This window comes from Pseudomonas sp. Wu6, from assembly GCF_019891515.1.
Classification (GTDB): domain Bacteria; phylum Pseudomonadota; class Gammaproteobacteria; order Pseudomonadales; family Pseudomonadaceae; genus Aquipseudomonas; species Aquipseudomonas orientalis_A.
Genome location: NZ_JAFLXH010000013.1, coordinates 1 through 17,203 on the forward strand (window position 1 = coordinate 1; position 17,203 = coordinate 17,203).

A 17,203-nucleotide genomic window follows, 5' to 3' on the forward strand; every position below is an offset into this window, starting at 1 on the left:
ACAATGAACGACGAATGCATTCATCGTTAGACTATTTGCCGCCCAATCAGTACGAGCGGCAAACAGCCTGAAAACACCGATTGAGGTGTCCGGAAAAAGTTGACCACCTCAAGTCGAATCGTCGCACCGCCCCTCCCACATTGAGTAATGTGTATAGACGGACTGATCTGCATCACCTGCACTTTCCGCAATCCGACCTAGACTTGTCAGAACTTCCACTCCGACAAGGCCGTCACCCCCATGATCTCCATGTCCTCCTTCCACGCCATGCTTATCCCCATCCTGATCGGCATGATCATGCTCGCCGTGGGCTTCAATTTTCGTGACAACCCCCTTGGCGTGTTCGGCATGTGGGTCGGCATGCTGCTGATCCTGGGCACCGTGGTGTACAAGATCCTCGCCAAATTGGCGCAATGACACTCGCATCTGGCATAGCGGCCTCGTACACTCGGTCCATTCATCGCTTTCAAGGTTGACCGCCTCGTGCTTTCCCGTCTGTTTGCCCTGCCCCGCTACCTGCTGATCACCCTGCTCATAATGCTGCCGCTGACGTCCGCCCAAGCGGTGGGCTTGCCCGGGATGCTGGGCGGGTCCAACAAGGCCCAACCCCAGGCCGATGTGCCCCTGGGGCAGTCGCTGGACGAGGTGATCAAGACCCTGGAGAACGACCAGCAGCGCACCCAGTTGCTGAGCGACTTGAAAAAGCTGCGCGCCGCCACGCAGAAAGCCCAGCCGGCGGCCGAGCTGGGTGTGCTCGGCCTGATCGGCAGCACGCTGTCGGGCTTTGAACAGCAGTTCTCCGGCGCCGACAGCCCGCTGGGGCGCTGGGCCAATGAAGTCGATCTGGCCCGGGATGAACTCAGCGCGCTGATGCTGCCCGCCAACGAATGGCTGCCGATCATCTTTGGCTTTGCGCTGATCCTGGCAGTGTGGAGCCTGTTGGCCGCCGCGCTGATCTGGCTCAGCCACCGCGTGCGCGAGCGCTTCGGCTTGCCCGAAGAACTGCCGCAACACCCGCGTACCTGGGACATGCTGCGCTTTGCCTTGCGCAAGCTGGGCCCGTGGTTGATCGCCTTGGTGATTACGGTTTACCTGAGCTACGCCCTGCCCTCGTCCCTGGGCAAGTCGCTGGCGATGGTGCTGGCTTACGCGCTGGTGGTCGGCACCTGTTTCTCGGCGATCTGCGTGATTGCCTTCTCGGTGCTCGACGGCCCGCACCGCCACCGCGCCCTGTATATCCTGCGCCACCAGGCCTTCCGCCCGCTGTGGTGGATCGGCAGTTTTGCCGCCTTTGGCGAAGCCTTGAGCGACCCGCGACTGGTCGCGGCGCTCGGCCAGCACCTGGCGCATACGGCCGCGACGGTTGCCAATGTGATGGCAGCGCTGTCCACCGGCGTCTTCATCCTGCGGTTCCGTCGGCCGATCGCCCACCTGATCCGCAACCAGCCGCTGTCGCGCCGTCTGACGCGTCGCGCCCTCACCGACACCCTCTCGATCATCGGCACCTTCTGGTACCTGCCGGCACTGTTGCTGGTGGGCATTTCGCTGTTCGCCACCTTCCTTTCCGCCGGCGACAGCAGCACCGCCCTGCGCCAGTCGCTGCTGTGCACGGTGCTGCTGGTGTTGTGCATGGTGATCAACGGGCTGGTGCGACGCCACGCCCTCAAACCGCAACGCGGGCACAAGCGCCATGCGCTGTACTCCGACCGCCTGAAAAACTTCGTCTACACCCTGGTGCACCTGGCGGTGTGGCTGGTGTTTATCGAGTTGGGGCTGCGGGTGTGGGGCCTGTCGATGATTCGCTTTACCGAAGGCGACGGCCATGAAGTCAGCGTCAAGCTGTTCGGTCTGGGCGGGACCTTGCTGTTCGCCTGGCTGATCTGGATCCTCAGCGACACCGCGATCCACCACGCCCTGACCCGCTCACGCAAAGGCCTGGCCAACGCGCGGGCGCAGACCATGATGCCGCTGATCCGCAACGTGCTGTTCGTGACCATTTTTATCATTGCCGCCATCGTCGCCCTGGCGAACATGGGCATGAACGTCACGCCGCTGCTGGCCGGTGCGGGTGTCATCGGTATCGCCATCGGTTTTGGTGCACAGTCGCTGGTGGCGGACCTGATCACCGGCCTGTTCATCATTATCGAAGACTCCCTGGCCATTGATGACTACGTGGACGTCGGCGGCCACCTGGGCACTGTCGAAGGCCTGACCATTCGTACCGTGCGCCTGCGCGATATCGACGGCATCGTGCACACGATTCCGTTCAGCGAAATCAAGAGCATCAAGAACTATTCCCGCGAGTTCGGCTACGCGATCTTCCGCGTGGCGATTCCCTACAACATGGAGATCGACGACGCGATCAAGCTGATGCGCGATGTCGGCCAGGCCATGCGTAACGACCCGCTGCAGCGCCGCAATATCTGGTCGCCGCTGGAGATCCAGGGTGTGGAGAGTTTTGAATCAGGCAGCGCGATCCTGCGCGCGCGGTTCAAGACCGCGCCGATCAAGCAATGGGAAGTGTCGCGGGCGTTCAACCTGTCGCTCAAGCGGCACCTGGATGAAGCCGGGCTTGACCTGGCGACACCGCGTTTGAGCGTGCAGGTGGTGACGGGGGGACAGGAAAAAGAAAGGCCTGAAGTCAACGCGAATTAATTGTTGGAGGGGGCTTGCCCCCGATTGCGGTGTGTCAGTTGATGCATCTGTAACTGATCCACTGCCATCGGGGGCAAGCCCCCTCCCACATTTTTGATCGGCGATGTTCAGGCGAGTGCAGCGCCATCCATCTTCTGACGCAGGCTCAGCGGACGCATATCGGTCCAGTTCTCTTCGATATAGGCCAGGCATTCTTTCTTCATGCCGCTCTTGCCCACGATGCGCCAGCCCTCCGGCACGGCCTTGTAGTCGGGCCAGATCGAATATTGCTCTTCGTGGTTGACCACTACCTGAAACAGGATGTCGTCGCGGTCAAATACTGAGGTCATTGCGGTTCTCCGTCGCTCAAAGGCCGGCTGCACACCATGCGCAGCACTGATATCTGTAGAAACGTATCAAGGCCCGGGAAAATTAGACGCTGGCGACCGCCGCCGCCAGGGCGCGCCCGAAGATCTCGGCGACGCGGTCGATCTCGGCGGCGGTGATCACCAGCGGCGGCAGAAAGCGCACCACACTGCCATGCCGCCCGCCCAGCTCGAGGATCAGCCCGCGCTTGAGGCATTCGCGTTGCAGCACAGGCGCAAGCTGGCGGTGCACCGGTGGATGGCCCTGGATGTCGCATGTGCCATTGGGGTCCACCAGTTCCACGCCAAGCATCAGCCCACGCCCGCGAATATCGCCCAGGTGCGCAAAGTCACGTTGCAGGATGCGCAGGTGTTCGCCGAGGCGCTCGCCCATCGCCGCCGCATGCGCGGCCAGGTCGTGCTCCTTGAGATAGCGCATCACCGCAGACCCCGCCGCCATTGCCATCTGGTTGCCACGGAAGGTTCCGGCATGCGCACCCGGCAGCCAGGTGTCGAGCCAGTCGCGATAGACCACCACCGCCAGCGGCAAGCTGCCGCCAATGGCTTTGGACATCACCACCACGTCCGGGATGATCCCCGCGTGCTCGAAGGCAAACATTTTGCCGGTGCGGCCAAAGCCACTCTGGATCTCATCGACAATCAGCGCCACCCCTGCCTGCTCGGTAATGCGCCGCAAGCCGCGCAGCCAGTCGAGATCCGCCGGCACCACGCCGCCCTCGCCCTGCACCACTTCGACAATCACCGCCGCCGGCGGCAACACGCCGGCTTCGGGATCGTTGAGCAGGTTTTCCAGATAATGCAGGTTGACCCGCACCCCTTCCGCGCCCCCCAGGCCGAACGGGCAGCGGTAGTCGTAGGGGTATGGCAGAAATTGCACACCATTACCGAGCAACGCGCCCAAGGGTTTCTTCGGCCCGAGGCTACCCATCAGGCTCAACGCGCCCTGGCTCATGCCGTGATAACCGCCCTGGAACGACAACACCGTACTGCGCCCGGTGGCGGTGCGTACCAGTTTCAAGGCCGCTTCCACCGCATCGGTGCCGGTCGGGCCGCAGAACTGAATCTTCGCCTGCCGCGCCAGCTCCGGCGGCAACAGGCCGAACAGGTCCTGCACGAACTGGTCCTTGACCGGTGTGGTCAGGTCCAGGGTGTGCAATGGCAACTCGTCGCTCAATACCTGTTGAATGGCCTGGATCACCACCGGGTGGTTATGCCCAAGCGCCAACGTGCCGGCGCCGGCCAGGCAATCAATGAAACTGCGGCCCTCCACGTCTTCCACGTAGATACCCTTGGCCCGCTTGAGCGCCAATGGGATGCGCCGCGGGTAGCTGCGGGCGTTGGACTCCTGCTGGCGCTGACGGGCCAGCAGCGGGGTTTCGTCGAACTGATAGAGCGTCTCGCTGGCGTGCGCAGGCGCGGCTTCAATGGGGCTGGTGGCGACTGACATCTCTCGATCCCTCAGGTGGTGATCCGTGGGAGTGGGGAATACGCACGGACTTCATGTTCTGAAGACGCATCAGCTGCGCAAGGATTTAGAGACCTGGCCGGATTTACAGATGTATGCAGATCAAATGTGGGAGGGGGCTTGCCCCCGATGGCCATAGGTATGTACACAACTCAGCAGCGTCCAACCGTAACCACGATGCGAAGCGAGCCGCTCTTGATCTGCTTTTGATCCTAGGCGCCCCGTTAAACCACGCTGGCCGAACGCAGGCTTGAATCCGTGGGTAACCCGGCAGGACGCCGGGTTAGCCGCCCCGCGCCATGGATGGCGCGTGGCGGCGGCCCACGGATTCAAGCCTGCGTTCGGGCACACCGAGCCTAGGCGAGGTGCCGAGTGGTGGGGCAAGAGCCCTTTGGTTACTTTGGGGCTTTTCCAAAGTGAGCCGCCGTCAGGGCGGAACCCTAAGTGGCCGTTACCGCAGAAACGGATATGTACTCAATCTGATCCAACATCCTGGCCAGCCCAGAGGCCGCCATCGGGGGCAAGCCCCCTCCCACAGGGGCCCGCGTGGTACCTAAAAGTTGTGTAGATACTCACGCCCCTCCCACATTTGAATGGTGTTTGGCTTCAAAGTCCCCGGTACTTTTCGTTGAGCGCATACAGGATCGCGCAGGTCTCGGCATCCAGGCGACCGGCATAATCGCGCGCCCGAAAGTGCATCTGAAACGCCCGGGTGCGCTGTTCAAAGGCCTGGCGATTCCAGGCCGGTTTGTAGCCATAGCGCTGAAACGCCCGCTCGACTTCCACTTCCGGCGGCAACCCCATGTAAAACCGCCGTTGGTACATCGCCCGGGTGGCTTCGTCAAACCAGGCGCCTACCCCAGCCTCATGCAGGCAGCGCCAGGGTAGCCGGGGGCCCGGGTCGCTCTTGCGCCAGTACGCCACATCCGAATGCCCGAGAATATCGACCGGGCCGATGTGCGGGTAGCGCTCGAGGATGTCGCGCATCAACGCAATCAACACCTGCACCTGTTCCTCGCGATACGCGGGAAACGTGAACACGCCTTTGTCGTCACGCGCCAGGTTGACGATTTCGATGCCGATCGCGCGACTGTTGAGGTTATCCCGCCCGCCCCAATGGCTCGCCCCGGCATGCCAGGCACGCTTGTCCTCGCCCACCAGGCGAAACACGCGCAGTTCGTCATAGCCGGCGGCGCGATAGGCCGGTTCATCGGGATCGGGCAGCAGGTAGTGAGCGCTGACCCCATTCTGCGTCAGGGTGCGCAAGGATGATTCAAAGGGCGCAGCCGTATAGTGCAGGATCACCTGCGCCACGGGCTCGCCGTTACGTTCGTTGAAATCCCGGGCAGGGAAACTGGTATCGATGACCAACATAAGATCCGTCCTTTTCAATACGGGCCGAATCATTCGGCCCTTTCAAGCGCAAAAAAATTACCGCCATCCTGACGATTTGCAGGTCAGGCGAGCGGTAATTATTTGGCACTTGCAGAAAAGCGATCAGCGTCGCAACGGCATGCCCAGGTCAACGCGCAGGCCATCGGCCTGGCTGTCGAATGTCAGCGAGCACGCGCAGCGCTGGACGATCGCCTGGACGATCGCCAGGCCCAGGCCACAGCCGTCGCTGCTGCCAGTGCGCCAGAAGCGCTGGGTGAGGTATTGCAGGTCGTCGCTGGAAATCTGCGGGCCATGGTCGCGCACGCGGAACACCACCTTGTCAGCGCTGCAAGACACGTTCAATTGCACCCGGGTGTCGGCCGGGGTGTGGCGCAAGGCGTTGTCCAGCAGGTTGCGCAAGGCTGCCACGGCCAACCCCACGGGCATCTCCACCGGCGTGTCGGCGAGGCTGTCCGCCAGGATCAGGTCGATGCGCGAATTGTCCCCGGCGTGGGCATCCTGGATCGCCAGGCGGGCGACTTCCTCGGCGCTGGACTGCAACCCATCGTCAAACGACAGGCTGCCCTCGACCCGTGCCAGCAACAACAGTTGCTCCAGGGTGCGGTGCAGGCGGTCGGCGCCTTCCTCGGCGTGGGCCAGGGACTGGTCACGCGCCGCGCCCTCGGTCATGCGCGCCACTTGCAGGTGCGTCTTGATCGCCGTCAAGGGGCTGCGCAGCTCATGGGCGGCGTCACCGGTGAGCCGGCGCTCGCGCTCGATGGTCTTGGCGATGCGTTGCAACAGCTGGTTCTGGGTGTCGAGCAATGGCTTGAGTTCGCTGGGCAGCGGGTGGATCTGCAACGGTTCAAGGGAGTCGGCGCTGCGGCGCATCAAGGCGTCACGCATGCGGTTGAGCGGCACCAGACTCTGGCCGATGCCCAGCCACAGCAGGCACAGACAGCCCAGCAAGGCCACGCCGACCGGCACCGAGGCCGCCAGCAGGATCGACAGGTTCAGCGCCTCACGCTCCACCTGACGGTCGGCCGTGGTGATCAGCAGGTCACCCTGGGACAGGGTGAAACTGCGCCAGCCCACGCCATCGATCATCTGGTCGCGAAAACCGCTCTTGCGCGACTCCAGCCCCTCATCCGGCGTGGTATGGCTGCGCGCCAGGACTTCGCCGTGCAGGGAACTGACCTGGCAGGCCATGCCCCCCGGTACGCTCAGTTGTTCGCTACGCAAATGAGTGCCGGAACCGACGCTGGCCAGGCCCGGCATCTGTTCGGTCAGCCCGGCCACCATGCGCGCCGAGGCGACCAGTCGCTGGTCGAGGGAAAACATCATCTGATTGCGCAGGTCGTTGAGCATCCAGGCCGCCGCCAGGGCCCAGATCACGACAAAAGCGGCGCCGAGCTTGAACGTCAGGCGCAGGCGCAGGCTCTTCACGAAGCATCCTCTCCCGCATCGGCCGGACCCAGGCGATAGCCAAGGCCGCGTACGGTCTCGACGATGCCATTGCCCAATTTGCGCCGCAGGTGGTGGATGTGCACGTTCAGTGCGTTGCTTTCCAATTCGTCGTTGAACCCGTAGACGCTGTCCTTGAGCTGCTCGCTGGACAACACGCGGCCCTTGTTGTGCAGCAAGGCCTGCAACAGCGCTTGTTCACGGCGCGACAGGTCCACCGGCTGGCCACCCAGGAAGGTCTCGCGGCTGCTGGGGTCATACGCCAGGCGGCCATGTTCGATCAGGTTGACCCGGCGCCCCGCCACGCGGCGCAACAGGGTTTGCAGGCGGGCGGCGAGTTCGCGCAGGTCGAAGGGCTTGAGCAGGTAGTCATCGGCACCCGCCTGCAAGCCGTCGACGCGGTTGGTCACCGAGTCACGGGCGGTGAGGATCAACACCGGGATCTCCAGGCCCTGGCTGCGCTGTTGCTGCAGCAGTTTCAGGCCGTCTTCGTCGGGCAGGCCGAGGTCGAGCACCATGATGTCGAAGGTTGCCGCCCTGAGCATCGCCCTGGCCGCCGCCGCCGTGGCCACGCGTTCAACCGTGAAGCCCTGGGCGGTGAGGCCGGCCACAATGCCGCTGGCGATCAGTTCGTCGTCTTCGCAGACCAGTACGTGCATGCTGAACCCTTCATGAAAGATGCGGGTGATTAGAAAACGCACGGATTAAGCGTGCATTATGCCGCTAACTTCATAACACCCGATAACTCCTACACTCTAGAATAGCGCCGGTTAATCATCGGTTAATCAACGCCACACATTGTGTGCCTCACTTGCATCGAATTAAGGCTGGACCATGCGGTATCTATTTACTTTTCTGCTGGTGTTGCTGGCGGGGTTCGCCCAGGCCGCACCGGGTAACCCGTTCGAGTCCAAACCCGATTTCCTCCCGGTGGGCAAGGCCTTCACCTTTACCTCCGAGCGTCTTGAAAGCGGCGAGACCCAGCTGTATTGGCAGATTGCCGACGGTTACTACCTGTACCAGCAGCGCATGAAATTCGACGGCCTGGCGCAAAAGCCCGTGCTGCCCCAGGGCGAAGCCCACAGCGATGAGTTCTTCGGCGAACAGCAAGTGTATCGCCAGGGCCTGGAAGTGAAGCTCCCGGCCGGCGCCACCGGCCAGGTCAAGCTGGGCTGGCAAGGCTGCGCCGACGCCGGCCTGTGCTATCCGCCGCAATCGATCACCGTGGACCTGGGCGGCAACCCGGCCGTCGCCGCCACCGCGCAGGCCCAGGACGAAAGCCTGGCCAGCGGCCTGCAACAGCGCAGCCTGGGCTGGAGCCTGCTGATCTTTTTCGGCCTGGGCCTGTTGCTGGCATTTGCCCCGTGTTCGTTGCCGATGCTGCCGATCCTTGCCGGCCTGGTGGTGGGCAGCGGTGCCAGCCCGCGTCGCGGCTTTGCCCTGGCCAGCAGCTACGTGGTGTGCATGGCCCTGGTGTATGCCGCGCTGGGTGTGATGGCCGCGTTGCTGGGCGGCAATCTGGCCGCGCTGCTGCAAACCCCGTGGATCCTCGGCAGTTTCGCCGCGCTGTTCGTGATCCTTGCCCTGCCGATGTTCGGCTTCTTTGAATTGCAACTGCCTGCGTTTCTGCGCGACCGCCTCGACACGGTCAGCCGCCAGCAGAGCGGCGGCAGCCTGGTCGGTGCGGGCATTCTCGGTGCATTGTCCGGCCTGCTGGTGGGCCCGTGCATGACCGCGCCCCTGGCCGGCGCCCTGCTGTATATCGCCCAGAGCGGCAATGCACTGCACGGCGGGCTGATCCTGTTCGCCATGGGCATCGGCATTGGTATCCCGTTGTTGTTGCTGGTCACCGTGGGCAACCGCTTCCTGCCCAAGCCGGGCACCTGGATGAACGTGCTCAAGGGCGTTTTCGGTTTCCTGTTCCTCGGCACCGCCGTGCTGATGATTCGCCCGGTGGTCGGCGAAAGCCTGTGGATCGGCCTGTGGGGCGCACTGGCGCTGGTCATGGCCTATTGCGGTTGGACGCTGGCCCGTGAATACGGGCTGGCCGCCAAGGTGTTCGGCGCAGCCTCCCTGGTGCTGGGCCTGTGGGGCGCGGTACTGGTGGTGGGCGCGGCGGGTGGCAGCGATGAGCTGTGGCAACCGCTGAAGGTCTACAGCGGCTCGCGGGTGGCTGCCACCGCTGACGCTCACGACGCGTTCACCACCATCCACGACCCGGCCGCCCTGCAAAGCCAGCTCGACAGCGCCAAGGCCGAGGGCCAATGGGTGCTGGTGGACTACTACGCCGATTGGTGTGTGTCGTGCAAGATCATGGAAAAACAGGTGTTCGGCAAGCCGGACGTGATGGCCGCCCTGAAGGATGTACGCCTGCTGCGCCTGGACGTCACCGCCGACAATGCCGCCAGCCGCGCACTGCTGGGTCGCTACAAAGTGCCGGGGCCACCGAGTTTCGTGTGGATCGGTCCGGACGGTGAAGAACGCCGCGCCCAACGCATCACCGGCGAAGTGGATGCCGCCGCCTTCCTGCAACGCTGGACGCAAACCCGAGACGCGCGCTGATGCTGACCCTCACCATCGGCACCTTCGCCATCGCCCTGAATCACATTCTGCTGATCAGCGCGCTGATTCTCGCCACCCTGGTGGGCTGGCGCGTGGCCAAGCGTGGCGGGGAAAACCCTGAATCGGTGTTGTTCAGCCTGTTCCTGCTGGGCATGCTGGCCGCCCGTGTCAGCTTTGTACTGATGTACTGGAGCGATTACCGTAACGACTGGCTGCAGATGGTCGACCTGCGCGACGGCGGTTTCCTCGCCTGGGCCGGCGTGATCGCGCTGGTGCTCGGTGCGCTGGCCTACGGCTGGCGGCGCCCTGCCCTGCGCAGACCACTCGGTGCCGGGGTGATCAGCGGCCTGGTGTTCTGGGGCATGGCCAGCCTGTCCCTGAGCCTCTACGACAAGGGCTCGCAACTGCCGGACATCACCTTGCGCGATGCCAACGGCAATGTGGTGCAACTGGCCGACTACAAAGGCGGCCCGTTGGTGATCAACCTCTGGGCCACCTGGTGTCCACCGTGCCGTCGGGAAATGCCGGTGCTGGAGCGCGCGCAACATCAACGCCCGGATGTCACCTTCCTGTTCGTCAACCAGGCCGAGAGCATGCAGAGTGTCAGCACCTACCTGGCCACCCAGGGCCTGAACCTGGACAACATGCTGTTCGACGCCGGCGGCCGCCTCGGCCAGGCCGTCGGCTCCATGGCGCTGCCTACCACCTTGTTCTACTCGGCCGACGGACGCCTGATCAACAGCCACCTCGGCGAGCTGTCCCAGGCCAGCCTGGCCCGCGCCATGGAACCCTTCGACACCGTCCCACAAAGGAAACCCACATGCCTCGCCTCCGCCACCTGCTGACCCTGCTGCCGCTGACGCTTGCCGCCACCCTGGCCCAGGCCGAAGACTGGCCGGCCCCGATCAAGCAAATCGAAGCCAAGGGCGCCAAAATCCTTGGCCAATTCGACGCCCCCAGCGGCCTGACCGGCTATGCCGCGCAATACCAGAACCGCGGTATGGCGCTGTACCTGACCGCCGACGGCAAAAGCGTGATCGCCGGCAACCTGTACGATGCTCAGGGCAACGACCTGAGCAGCGCGCCCCTGGAAAAACTGGTGTACGCGCCGATGTCCAAGGAAGCCTGGGCCAAGCTGGAAAACAGCAGCTGGATCCAGGACGGCGACAAGAATGCGCCACGCATCGTCTACCTGTTCAGCGACCCCAACTGCCCGTACTGCAACATGTTCTGGGAACAGGCACGGCCATGGGTGAAGGCCGGCAAGGTGCAACTGCGCCACATCATGGTGGGGATCATCCGCGAAGACAGCCCAGGCAAATCAGCCGCACTGTTCGCCGCCAAAGACCCGCAGAAAGCCCTGGAAGAACACGAAGGCGCCGGCAAGGCCAGCAAGCTGCAAGCGCTGAGCAAGATCCCGGCGGATATCGAAGCCAGGCTCGATGGGAATATGAAGTTGATGGAGGAATTGGAGTTGTCGGCGACGCCGGCGATTTTCTATCTGGATGACAAGGGTGGGTTGCAGCAACAGCAGGGGGCGCCGTCGCCGGAGAAGTTGGTGAAGATTCTGGGGCCGAAGTAATTAGTCCCAGGTTCGTTAACAAGAATGCCTGTGTTAACACAGGCACTCTTGTCATGGCCTCGATTAAACTTCCTCTACCACCAGCAACGTCACATCAAAATCATTGCCTCCCAACCCCAATTGCACGTTATCGACACTGAGCCTTACTGTAGAAGATGACGCAGTGAACACACTTTTGAGCGTTCTCCAGACCCGCGTATCCAATAGCGTCGGAGCGACAATTTCTTGTCCCGAAGCTACCAAGGCAATCCTCGGCAATGGACGCGCACCACTGTTATCCCGAACATCGGCACTGAATTCGTAGGTGCGGCCAATCTCCAGGTCACTGAACACCTTGAACAACTTCTCCCTTTGAGTAGCCAGGTCTTGAGTGTTGGTATAACCCCAATCAAACAAATAATATTGACCGCCTGCCTCTTTTAACACCAGGTCCCTTGGGTCGGTGGCACCCGCGCCTTTTTGCCAACCGTTCCAGTCTTTTTTATTAGGGTCAAAGTCAGTCACGTCTCTGAACCGCTTGCGCAGTGTCAATTCCAATAGCGGAAACTCGATCGCCTCACTCACATCCGGGCTGCCATCGGTGGTCACCTTGAAGACGATGGCCAATGGTGTCTTGTTGCGAAACGCCTCCAGATCGGAGCGCGCAAGTACACGCTTGAGGCCGTTGTTCATATCGGAGAGTGTAATCAGCTGACCCGTCATCACGCGCACGGTGTGTGAAGATCCGTCCTCTTTAGTGCCGGTACATTCCAACCAGCCTTTCTGTCCTTCCAGGGAGAACCACCAGACCTTATCGAAGTTTTCGTCATTGACGATGATTTGCGCATCGCCGGAGAACGTCCGTAGATCCAGGATTGCGCCCTGGGTAGCCGGTGGCGTCGCCTCAGGCACCATTGGGGTGGGCAATCTCGTCGGCACACTGACCTTCAATGCCAGCGTCTTCGACGGCGCCATCTTGCAAGCGCTGGTCACTGTGTAATTGATCAGGATTGTTTTACCCGCACCGTGAATCACCGCTTCGCGCGGAATCGCAAAATCGACATAACCAGGATCGCTGTTGCCCGGTTTTGAGGTCAACGGCAGGCTCGTGCCATCCGTCTTGAGCCACTGCACGTCGATCATCTGATTGGGACTGATCCGTTCATATTCCACGCGAACCGTCACACCGTCGCGGCCATTCCAGAGGGTCAGTTGATCACCGACTGCTTCACACACCCTCGGAGGGGGCAGTATTAACGCCTCCTGCTCAATGCTGAAAGTCACAACAGGAAACTCGACGGCCGTGTCCAGGTCGCACCGCCCATTAAAATTCGCCGCAAAATGCAGGTTGAACTCACTGCAATCGGCCAATTTTTGCAGCTTGGTCCTGGCTATCGGTGTATCAACTCCGTCGCGTAGCCAGGCGGCGGTAAGCGGCTTGCCTTCCAATACATAAAACAGATAGGAACTACCGTCCTCACGCGTGCCGGTTACCCAGACCCAGCAGCAGTCCTGCTCCATGGCGTAATGCCAGATAGGCGCCACCGCCGTTGCGTCATCACCGAACGTATTGAGGTCCACCCGGTCGCCTGTGGCCTGCTCAATGCCCGGTTTTGGCAAGCCCGTGATGCCCAGCACCTTCACGTGGCGCTCGGGTGAGGACCAATGGCTGCCATCGCAGCGCGTGACGTTGTAGGTCAACGTAATGGCTTGCTCAAAATTGGCGCGGATCACTGAAGGCGGTACCGCAAACACCAGGCTGGTTTCACCTTCAACCGGTTGGCGGCATTCCAGTTCGACTGTGCCCGGTCCAGGGGTGCCGGTAAGTGTCGGGCACACCGTATCGCCGCTGCACATGCCCTCATAAGCCACCACGATATGCGCACCGTTCACTGTGTTTATCGGGTTGACCAGCCAGCCGTCGAACTCGGTGTGTACGGCTTCCTTCAGCTCAGGGGGTGACAGTTTCAAGTTAGGGTCAGTGAGCAGCGTCAATGAAAGCGAGCCGAACGATCTATAGGGAACAGCCTCGCTGTAGCGCACGGACGCCAAAAGATACAGTCCGCTGTTATGTTTAAGTTGCTGGAGCAACGCCCGAGGTATTGCTCGACGCCACCCCAGGCGCAAGTCTTCGTCGGTAACCTCTGCATCCTTGAATGGATAAAGTTTGGCCTGGGTGTCATCGGGATAGAAGCCGCTTATATAGCAGTTGATCGTTTGGATTTTGCCGGCAAATGCCCAGGGTGGAATGTAAAGAATCGGATCGTTACAGCACAACAAGGAAAGATCCAGTTTGCCATCGAACGCTTCGAGAATTTGCGCCTGAGGCAAGTTCGAGGGCAGGCTGATCCGTACCCCACCCTGCAAAGATGTTTGACTCTCACCGTTTCTAGTGACGGTGTACGTAAACAATGCGTAAGTGTCCAACCACAATGCTATGTATTCGGGAGGGATATAAAAGTTGATACAACCTGCCTCGTCGCCATTTTGGGGTTCTATCGGCGGATAGGGGCTGCCTGCCAACGGCCAGTTCAGAGTGATGAGGTCAGTGGTTTGCATGTCGTCGTAGCGGACGCTGACGTTGCCTCCGTTCAGCAGTTTGAGTGAATCGACACTGCCATTTTCGTCAGCCTCACGCAGCTCTGGCTTGGGCAGGTCAAGGGCATTCGGCAATGACTTGGGCATAGTGAAAGTTCCTTTTCAATAGACTGGAAATGCCGAAGCCCAGAGGTTGGCCTGATCAGCATCGCCCTATCACACCGTAAAAAAGCCGGCGTTCCTACTGTCAGAATTCACAGTTCCAATCTCCATAAAGACATTATTCGACCAGTGGATTGCGGCAACAGCCGTCGCCGGGTAAGTGGGTGAACATTTTGCGGCCGAAATAAAACAGCTGATGCCTGACGAAAGAGGCCCCCATTACTGGAGGCCTCGTTTTTGATACTCGTCAAACGCGCCCGATCAAGTGTTTTCCTTCACCGTAAGTTAGGGGCAGTACCGCGACAACGGGTCAGTCCATCGTCGTTTAAAATCATTTATCGCCGATACCAAACTTTCAGCGAATCAATGCTGCTATGCGCCGTACACAATATCGTGACATACGAAATCGTTGTGCCTGGATCCGCCTGAAAATCTATCCATGTTCCCGGAAATTCAACGGCCTCCCCTAGCAATTGCCCTTCTTTGTTGAAGTACGTGAATGTGACGCTACTGACGCTCGTACTTGAAAATCCAAACCTGACACGTGCACATTCTCTTTTTAAGCGCAAAACCGCCAGCTGTGGCGGCGTCCCGCCGTAGCAGAAAAGAGCATAGGACTTACCTTCAACCATACCTGGCACTTCTTCTCCGACCCCCCTCACCTGATGAAGCCCGATGTTGGATTGCATCGGCTGCCCCATTTCAAGTGTCGCTAACTTGGTAACGATAGGGTTGCGTGTGTGCTCAATGATGGGATAAGTTTCAAAGTCGTCAAAATCGGTTTCTAACTCATGCCGAAGTTTTAATGTCAGTCTATTAAACTCAAGCTTGACGGGTTCAAGCAGATTTTGACCTACCGTGCACCAAACCCTGAATGTAATGTCGGTACCATCTTTAAACTTCAACAATTCTGCACGAGACATCCGCCGCAACAGCATGTTCAGGTCATCGGTTTCAACGGGTTTTTCATCCATGATGACACTCGTGTAGGGAGAACCCTGTTCTGCAGTCCCCTCGCACGTAATCGTCACGATTTGCCCCTTGATGATCCACCACCATGCCAGTTCGCTATCGGAATCGGGATCCTTGACGACCACGTCTACATAATCTCTGGAAACAGTCGCCAAATCCAAAATATCGCCAGTAGCCTGCTTCACCACCGGGCGAGGACGCCGCTCCATGATGGGCTCACCAACCTGCAACTGCAGTGTCTCGGACACCATCTGCTTGCAGGCATTGATCACGGTATAAGAAATCAACGCCGTCTTGCGGAAGCTGTTGATCACCTGCTCGCGTGACGCCAGGAAAGTGACCGGGCGGGACGGACTTTCCTGCAAGGGCAGTGGCCAGCAGCTGTCTTCGCCGTCCAGGCACCATTGGGCAGTGTGCTGGTGGCTGGGTTGATAGCCGTCGTAAACCGCCTCGACATGCACCCCTTCGCGACCGTTCCACGCCACCAGAACACCACCCTGTGCCTCCCTGACGGTGGGTGCCCGTGGCGTCAGGGGCTGCTGGTAAATGGTGAATGTCGCGGGTGGGAACTCGAGGGCGTCCTCCAGTTCGCTCGCCTCGCAAAAGCTGGCCTTGACGTGCAGTTCAAACTTGGAGCAATCGCCGATCCTCTCCAACGCAACCCTTGGGATATCAGCCCTTACGCCGTCGCTTTTCCAGGCGTCCGTGACAACCTCACCGTCCAGAATATCCAGGCGGTAAGCGCTGCCGTCTGCATGTTCAGCATCGATCCACATCCAGCAATGGCTCGCGCACTGACCGTATGCGCCCAAAGGCGCTATCACGTGTGCATCCCCTGAAAAGTTATCAAGGCACAACAACCGATCCGGGTTCGCCTCTTCAATCAGCGGGCGCTCAAATTCGGGGGTTAAAACATTGATCAGCCTTACTGGGGAAGGCTGTACCGTGCCACTGACGGCCAGGTCATAGCTCAAGGTCATCTGCTTGTTGAAGAAACACGCCACCACACAGGCCGGCAGTTTGACGAGAGGCATCTCACCGTCCTGTTCAACCGTGAAATCACCCAACGGTTTTTTCGCATAACCGGGCCCGCTTACATAAAACCTGACCTCGTCACTTTTGTAAGTGTCCAGCCCCTGGATGACGACCTCCCCTCCCTGCTGGGTGTTTTCAGGGTTGAGGCACCACTCACCGTTGTATTGCGCAGACTCGCGCAAGTGCGGCGGTTTCAGATCCAGCGCAGGGTCGACCTGCAGCAATGAGGTCGTGCGCAGGTGGAAATCCTCGGCGTTCACCGGGAGCGGATTCTCCAGAAGCGGATCGCCAGGTTCAGGGTATACCGGGGCGGTGGTGTCCCAAATCACGCCCAGGTGAGCGGTGATCGCCGAATAGTCGTCCAGCCTGGACAGCCAGCCTCGCGAAAGCGTAAAGCGAAAAACGTGGTCCGGATGGGCTTCGTGCTCCTGCACCACATGATCCTTGGCCACCCAGGCGAAGCGATAGGGCGCCACGTGCTGGTTACCCGCAACCACGACAAACAACCGCTGCCCGGGTTGAATCATCGGCCAGGCCTTGATCGCGACAATTTCATCGCCCGTAAACTCTTGCATGCGCAGGTACCAGGTACTCCACTCCTCCTTGGCATGGGTAAACACCGGCCTTGAGACGACAAGATGCTCCTCCCTGATCTGTTGGATTTCCAACTCCAGCGTCAGGGATTCCAGTGCACGCCCCGCTGCATTGGCCGTGTACTTGATCAATACCGTGTGCCCGATGCAGTAGCTGATCCAGCGTGCCGGAATGTCGACGATATTGACGCCGTTTTCCACAGAGATCGGCTCGAAGCTTGGCTGGTCCTGATCCTTGACCGCCATGTGGAACATGACGTTAGTGGCATTCGCCGGCAGCGTCAGCGTGGCCGTCGTGCCATCGATTGCATCGATGGGATACAGCAGGCTGTTGTTCGCAGTGTGTTCGATAATCGCATAGGGCAGTTCCGCTTCAACGGCTGGCGGCGACTTCGCCGCTCGAACGGACCTGGTTTTTCCAGTAGGTATTTTGCTCGCCACGATAAGACTCCTGTCC

The 17,203-nt window shown here is 60.5% G+C and carries 12 protein-coding genes; 5 read left to right on the top strand and 7 right to left on the bottom strand.

The window, feature by feature from the left end; genetic code table 11:
- Nucleotides 1–240 precede the first annotated feature (240 nt).
- Complete coding sequence (locus tag J1G34_RS11375; RefSeq protein WP_163001699.1) at nucleotides 241–417, top strand: hypothetical protein; 177 nt, start codon at nucleotides 241–243, stop codon at nucleotides 415–417.
- Nucleotides 418–483: 66 nt separating this feature from the next.
- Nucleotides 484–2,655 carry a mechanosensitive ion channel family protein gene (locus tag J1G34_RS11380; RefSeq protein WP_065893996.1) on the top strand — a complete coding sequence of 724 codons (2,172 nt, stop codon included), beginning with the start codon at nucleotides 484–486 and terminating at the stop codon, nucleotides 2,653–2,655.
- 107 nt (nucleotides 2,656–2,762) lie between these two features.
- Here the strand turns inward: J1G34_RS11380 and J1G34_RS11385 are convergent, their stop codons facing one another.
- The 5 genes from J1G34_RS11385 to J1G34_RS11405 form a co-directional block, all read right to left on the bottom strand.
- Nucleotides 2,763–2,984, bottom strand: coding sequence for an MbtH family protein (locus tag J1G34_RS11385; protein ID WP_065937110.1), 222 nt, complete (start codon nucleotides 2,982–2,984; stop codon nucleotides 2,763–2,765).
- 82 nt (nucleotides 2,985–3,066) lie between these two features.
- Nucleotides 3,067–4,467 carry an aspartate aminotransferase family protein gene (locus J1G34_RS11390; RefSeq protein ID WP_122462705.1) on the bottom strand — a complete coding sequence of 467 codons (1,401 nt, stop codon included), beginning with the start codon at nucleotides 4,465–4,467 and terminating at the stop codon, nucleotides 3,067–3,069.
- Between the two features lie 624 nt (nucleotides 4,468–5,091).
- Nucleotides 5,092–5,859, bottom strand: a complete 768-nt coding sequence (locus J1G34_RS11395; protein ID WP_065892423.1) for an N-acetylmuramoyl-L-alanine amidase — start codon at nucleotides 5,857–5,859, stop codon at nucleotides 5,092–5,094.
- 123 nt (nucleotides 5,860–5,982) lie between these two features.
- On the bottom strand, nucleotides 5,983–7,305 hold the full coding sequence (locus tag J1G34_RS11400) for an ATP-binding protein (RefSeq protein WP_128876303.1): 1,323 nt from the start codon (nucleotides 7,303–7,305) through the stop codon (nucleotides 5,983–5,985).
- On the bottom strand, nucleotides 7,302–7,982 hold the full coding sequence (locus tag J1G34_RS11405) for a response regulator (protein WP_065888373.1): 681 nt from the start codon (nucleotides 7,980–7,982) through the stop codon (nucleotides 7,302–7,304). The genes J1G34_RS11400 and J1G34_RS11405 overlap by 4 nt, the downstream gene beginning before the upstream one ends.
- Before the next feature lie 175 nt (nucleotides 7,983–8,157).
- Between J1G34_RS11405 and dsbD the strand changes: the two genes are divergently transcribed.
- From dsbD to dsbG, 3 genes are read left to right on the top strand one after another with little or no spacing between them, the layout of a single operon-like run.
- The gene (gene dsbD / locus J1G34_RS11410; RefSeq protein ID WP_065898415.1) at nucleotides 8,158–9,885 is read left to right on the top strand and encodes a protein-disulfide reductase DsbD; all 1,728 of its coding nucleotides are present in this window, start codon (nucleotides 8,158–8,160) and stop codon (nucleotides 9,883–9,885) included.
- Entirely contained in the window at nucleotides 9,885–10,730 is an 846-nt protein-coding gene (locus tag J1G34_RS11415; protein WP_122561156.1) for a TlpA disulfide reductase family protein, read from the top strand. The genes dsbD and J1G34_RS11415 overlap by 1 nt, the downstream gene beginning before the upstream one ends.
- Nucleotides 10,706–11,467 carry a thiol:disulfide interchange protein DsbG gene (gene dsbG, locus J1G34_RS11420; protein WP_065937105.1) on the top strand — a complete coding sequence of 254 codons (762 nt, stop codon included), beginning with the start codon at nucleotides 10,706–10,708 and terminating at the stop codon, nucleotides 11,465–11,467. The genes J1G34_RS11415 and dsbG overlap by 25 nt, the downstream gene beginning before the upstream one ends.
- 63 nt (nucleotides 11,468–11,530) lie before the next feature.
- On the opposite strand, the gene J1G34_RS11425 is transcribed toward dsbG, so the two are convergent.
- Nucleotides 11,531–14,131: a hypothetical protein gene (locus J1G34_RS11425; RefSeq protein ID WP_065937104.1), complete on the bottom strand. Its 2,601-nt coding sequence runs from the start codon at nucleotides 14,129–14,131 to the stop codon at nucleotides 11,531–11,533.
- Nucleotides 14,132–14,481: 350 nt separating this feature from the next.
- Nucleotides 14,482–17,187 carry a hypothetical protein gene (locus tag J1G34_RS11430; RefSeq protein WP_222994067.1) on the bottom strand — a complete coding sequence of 902 codons (2,706 nt, stop codon included), beginning with the start codon at nucleotides 17,185–17,187 and terminating at the stop codon, nucleotides 14,482–14,484.
- Nucleotides 17,188–17,203 lie beyond the last annotated feature (16 nt).

What these genes read in the sequence shown, in the direction of transcription:
- dsbD (WP_065898415.1), top strand. Translation starts at nt 8,158, where the DNA reads ATGCGGTATCTATTTACTTTTCTGCTGGTGTTGCTGGCGGGGTTCGCC.
- J1G34_RS11395 (WP_065892423.1), bottom strand. Translation starts at nt 5,859, where the DNA reads ATGTTGGTCATCGATACCAGTTTCCCTGCCCGGGATTTCAACGAACGT.
- J1G34_RS11425 (WP_065937104.1), bottom strand. Translation starts at nt 14,131, where the DNA reads ATGCCCAAGTCATTGCCGAATGCCCTTGACCTGCCCAAGCCAGAGCTG.
- J1G34_RS11390 (WP_122462705.1), bottom strand. Translation starts at nt 4,467, where the DNA reads ATGTCAGTCGCCACCAGCCCCATTGAAGCCGCGCCTGCGCACGCCAGC.
- J1G34_RS11375 (WP_163001699.1), top strand. Translation starts at nt 241, where the DNA reads ATGATCTCCATGTCCTCCTTCCACGCCATGCTTATCCCCATCCTGATC.
- J1G34_RS11385 (WP_065937110.1), bottom strand. Translation starts at nt 2,984, where the DNA reads ATGACCTCAGTATTTGACCGCGACGACATCCTGTTTCAGGTAGTGGTC.
- dsbG (WP_065937105.1), top strand. Translation starts at nt 10,706, where the DNA reads ATGCCTCGCCTCCGCCACCTGCTGACCCTGCTGCCGCTGACGCTTGCC.
- J1G34_RS11415 (WP_122561156.1), top strand. Translation starts at nt 9,885, where the DNA reads ATGCTGACCCTCACCATCGGCACCTTCGCCATCGCCCTGAATCACATT.
- J1G34_RS11405 (WP_065888373.1), bottom strand. Translation starts at nt 7,982, where the DNA reads ATGCACGTACTGGTCTGCGAAGACGACGAACTGATCGCCAGCGGCATT.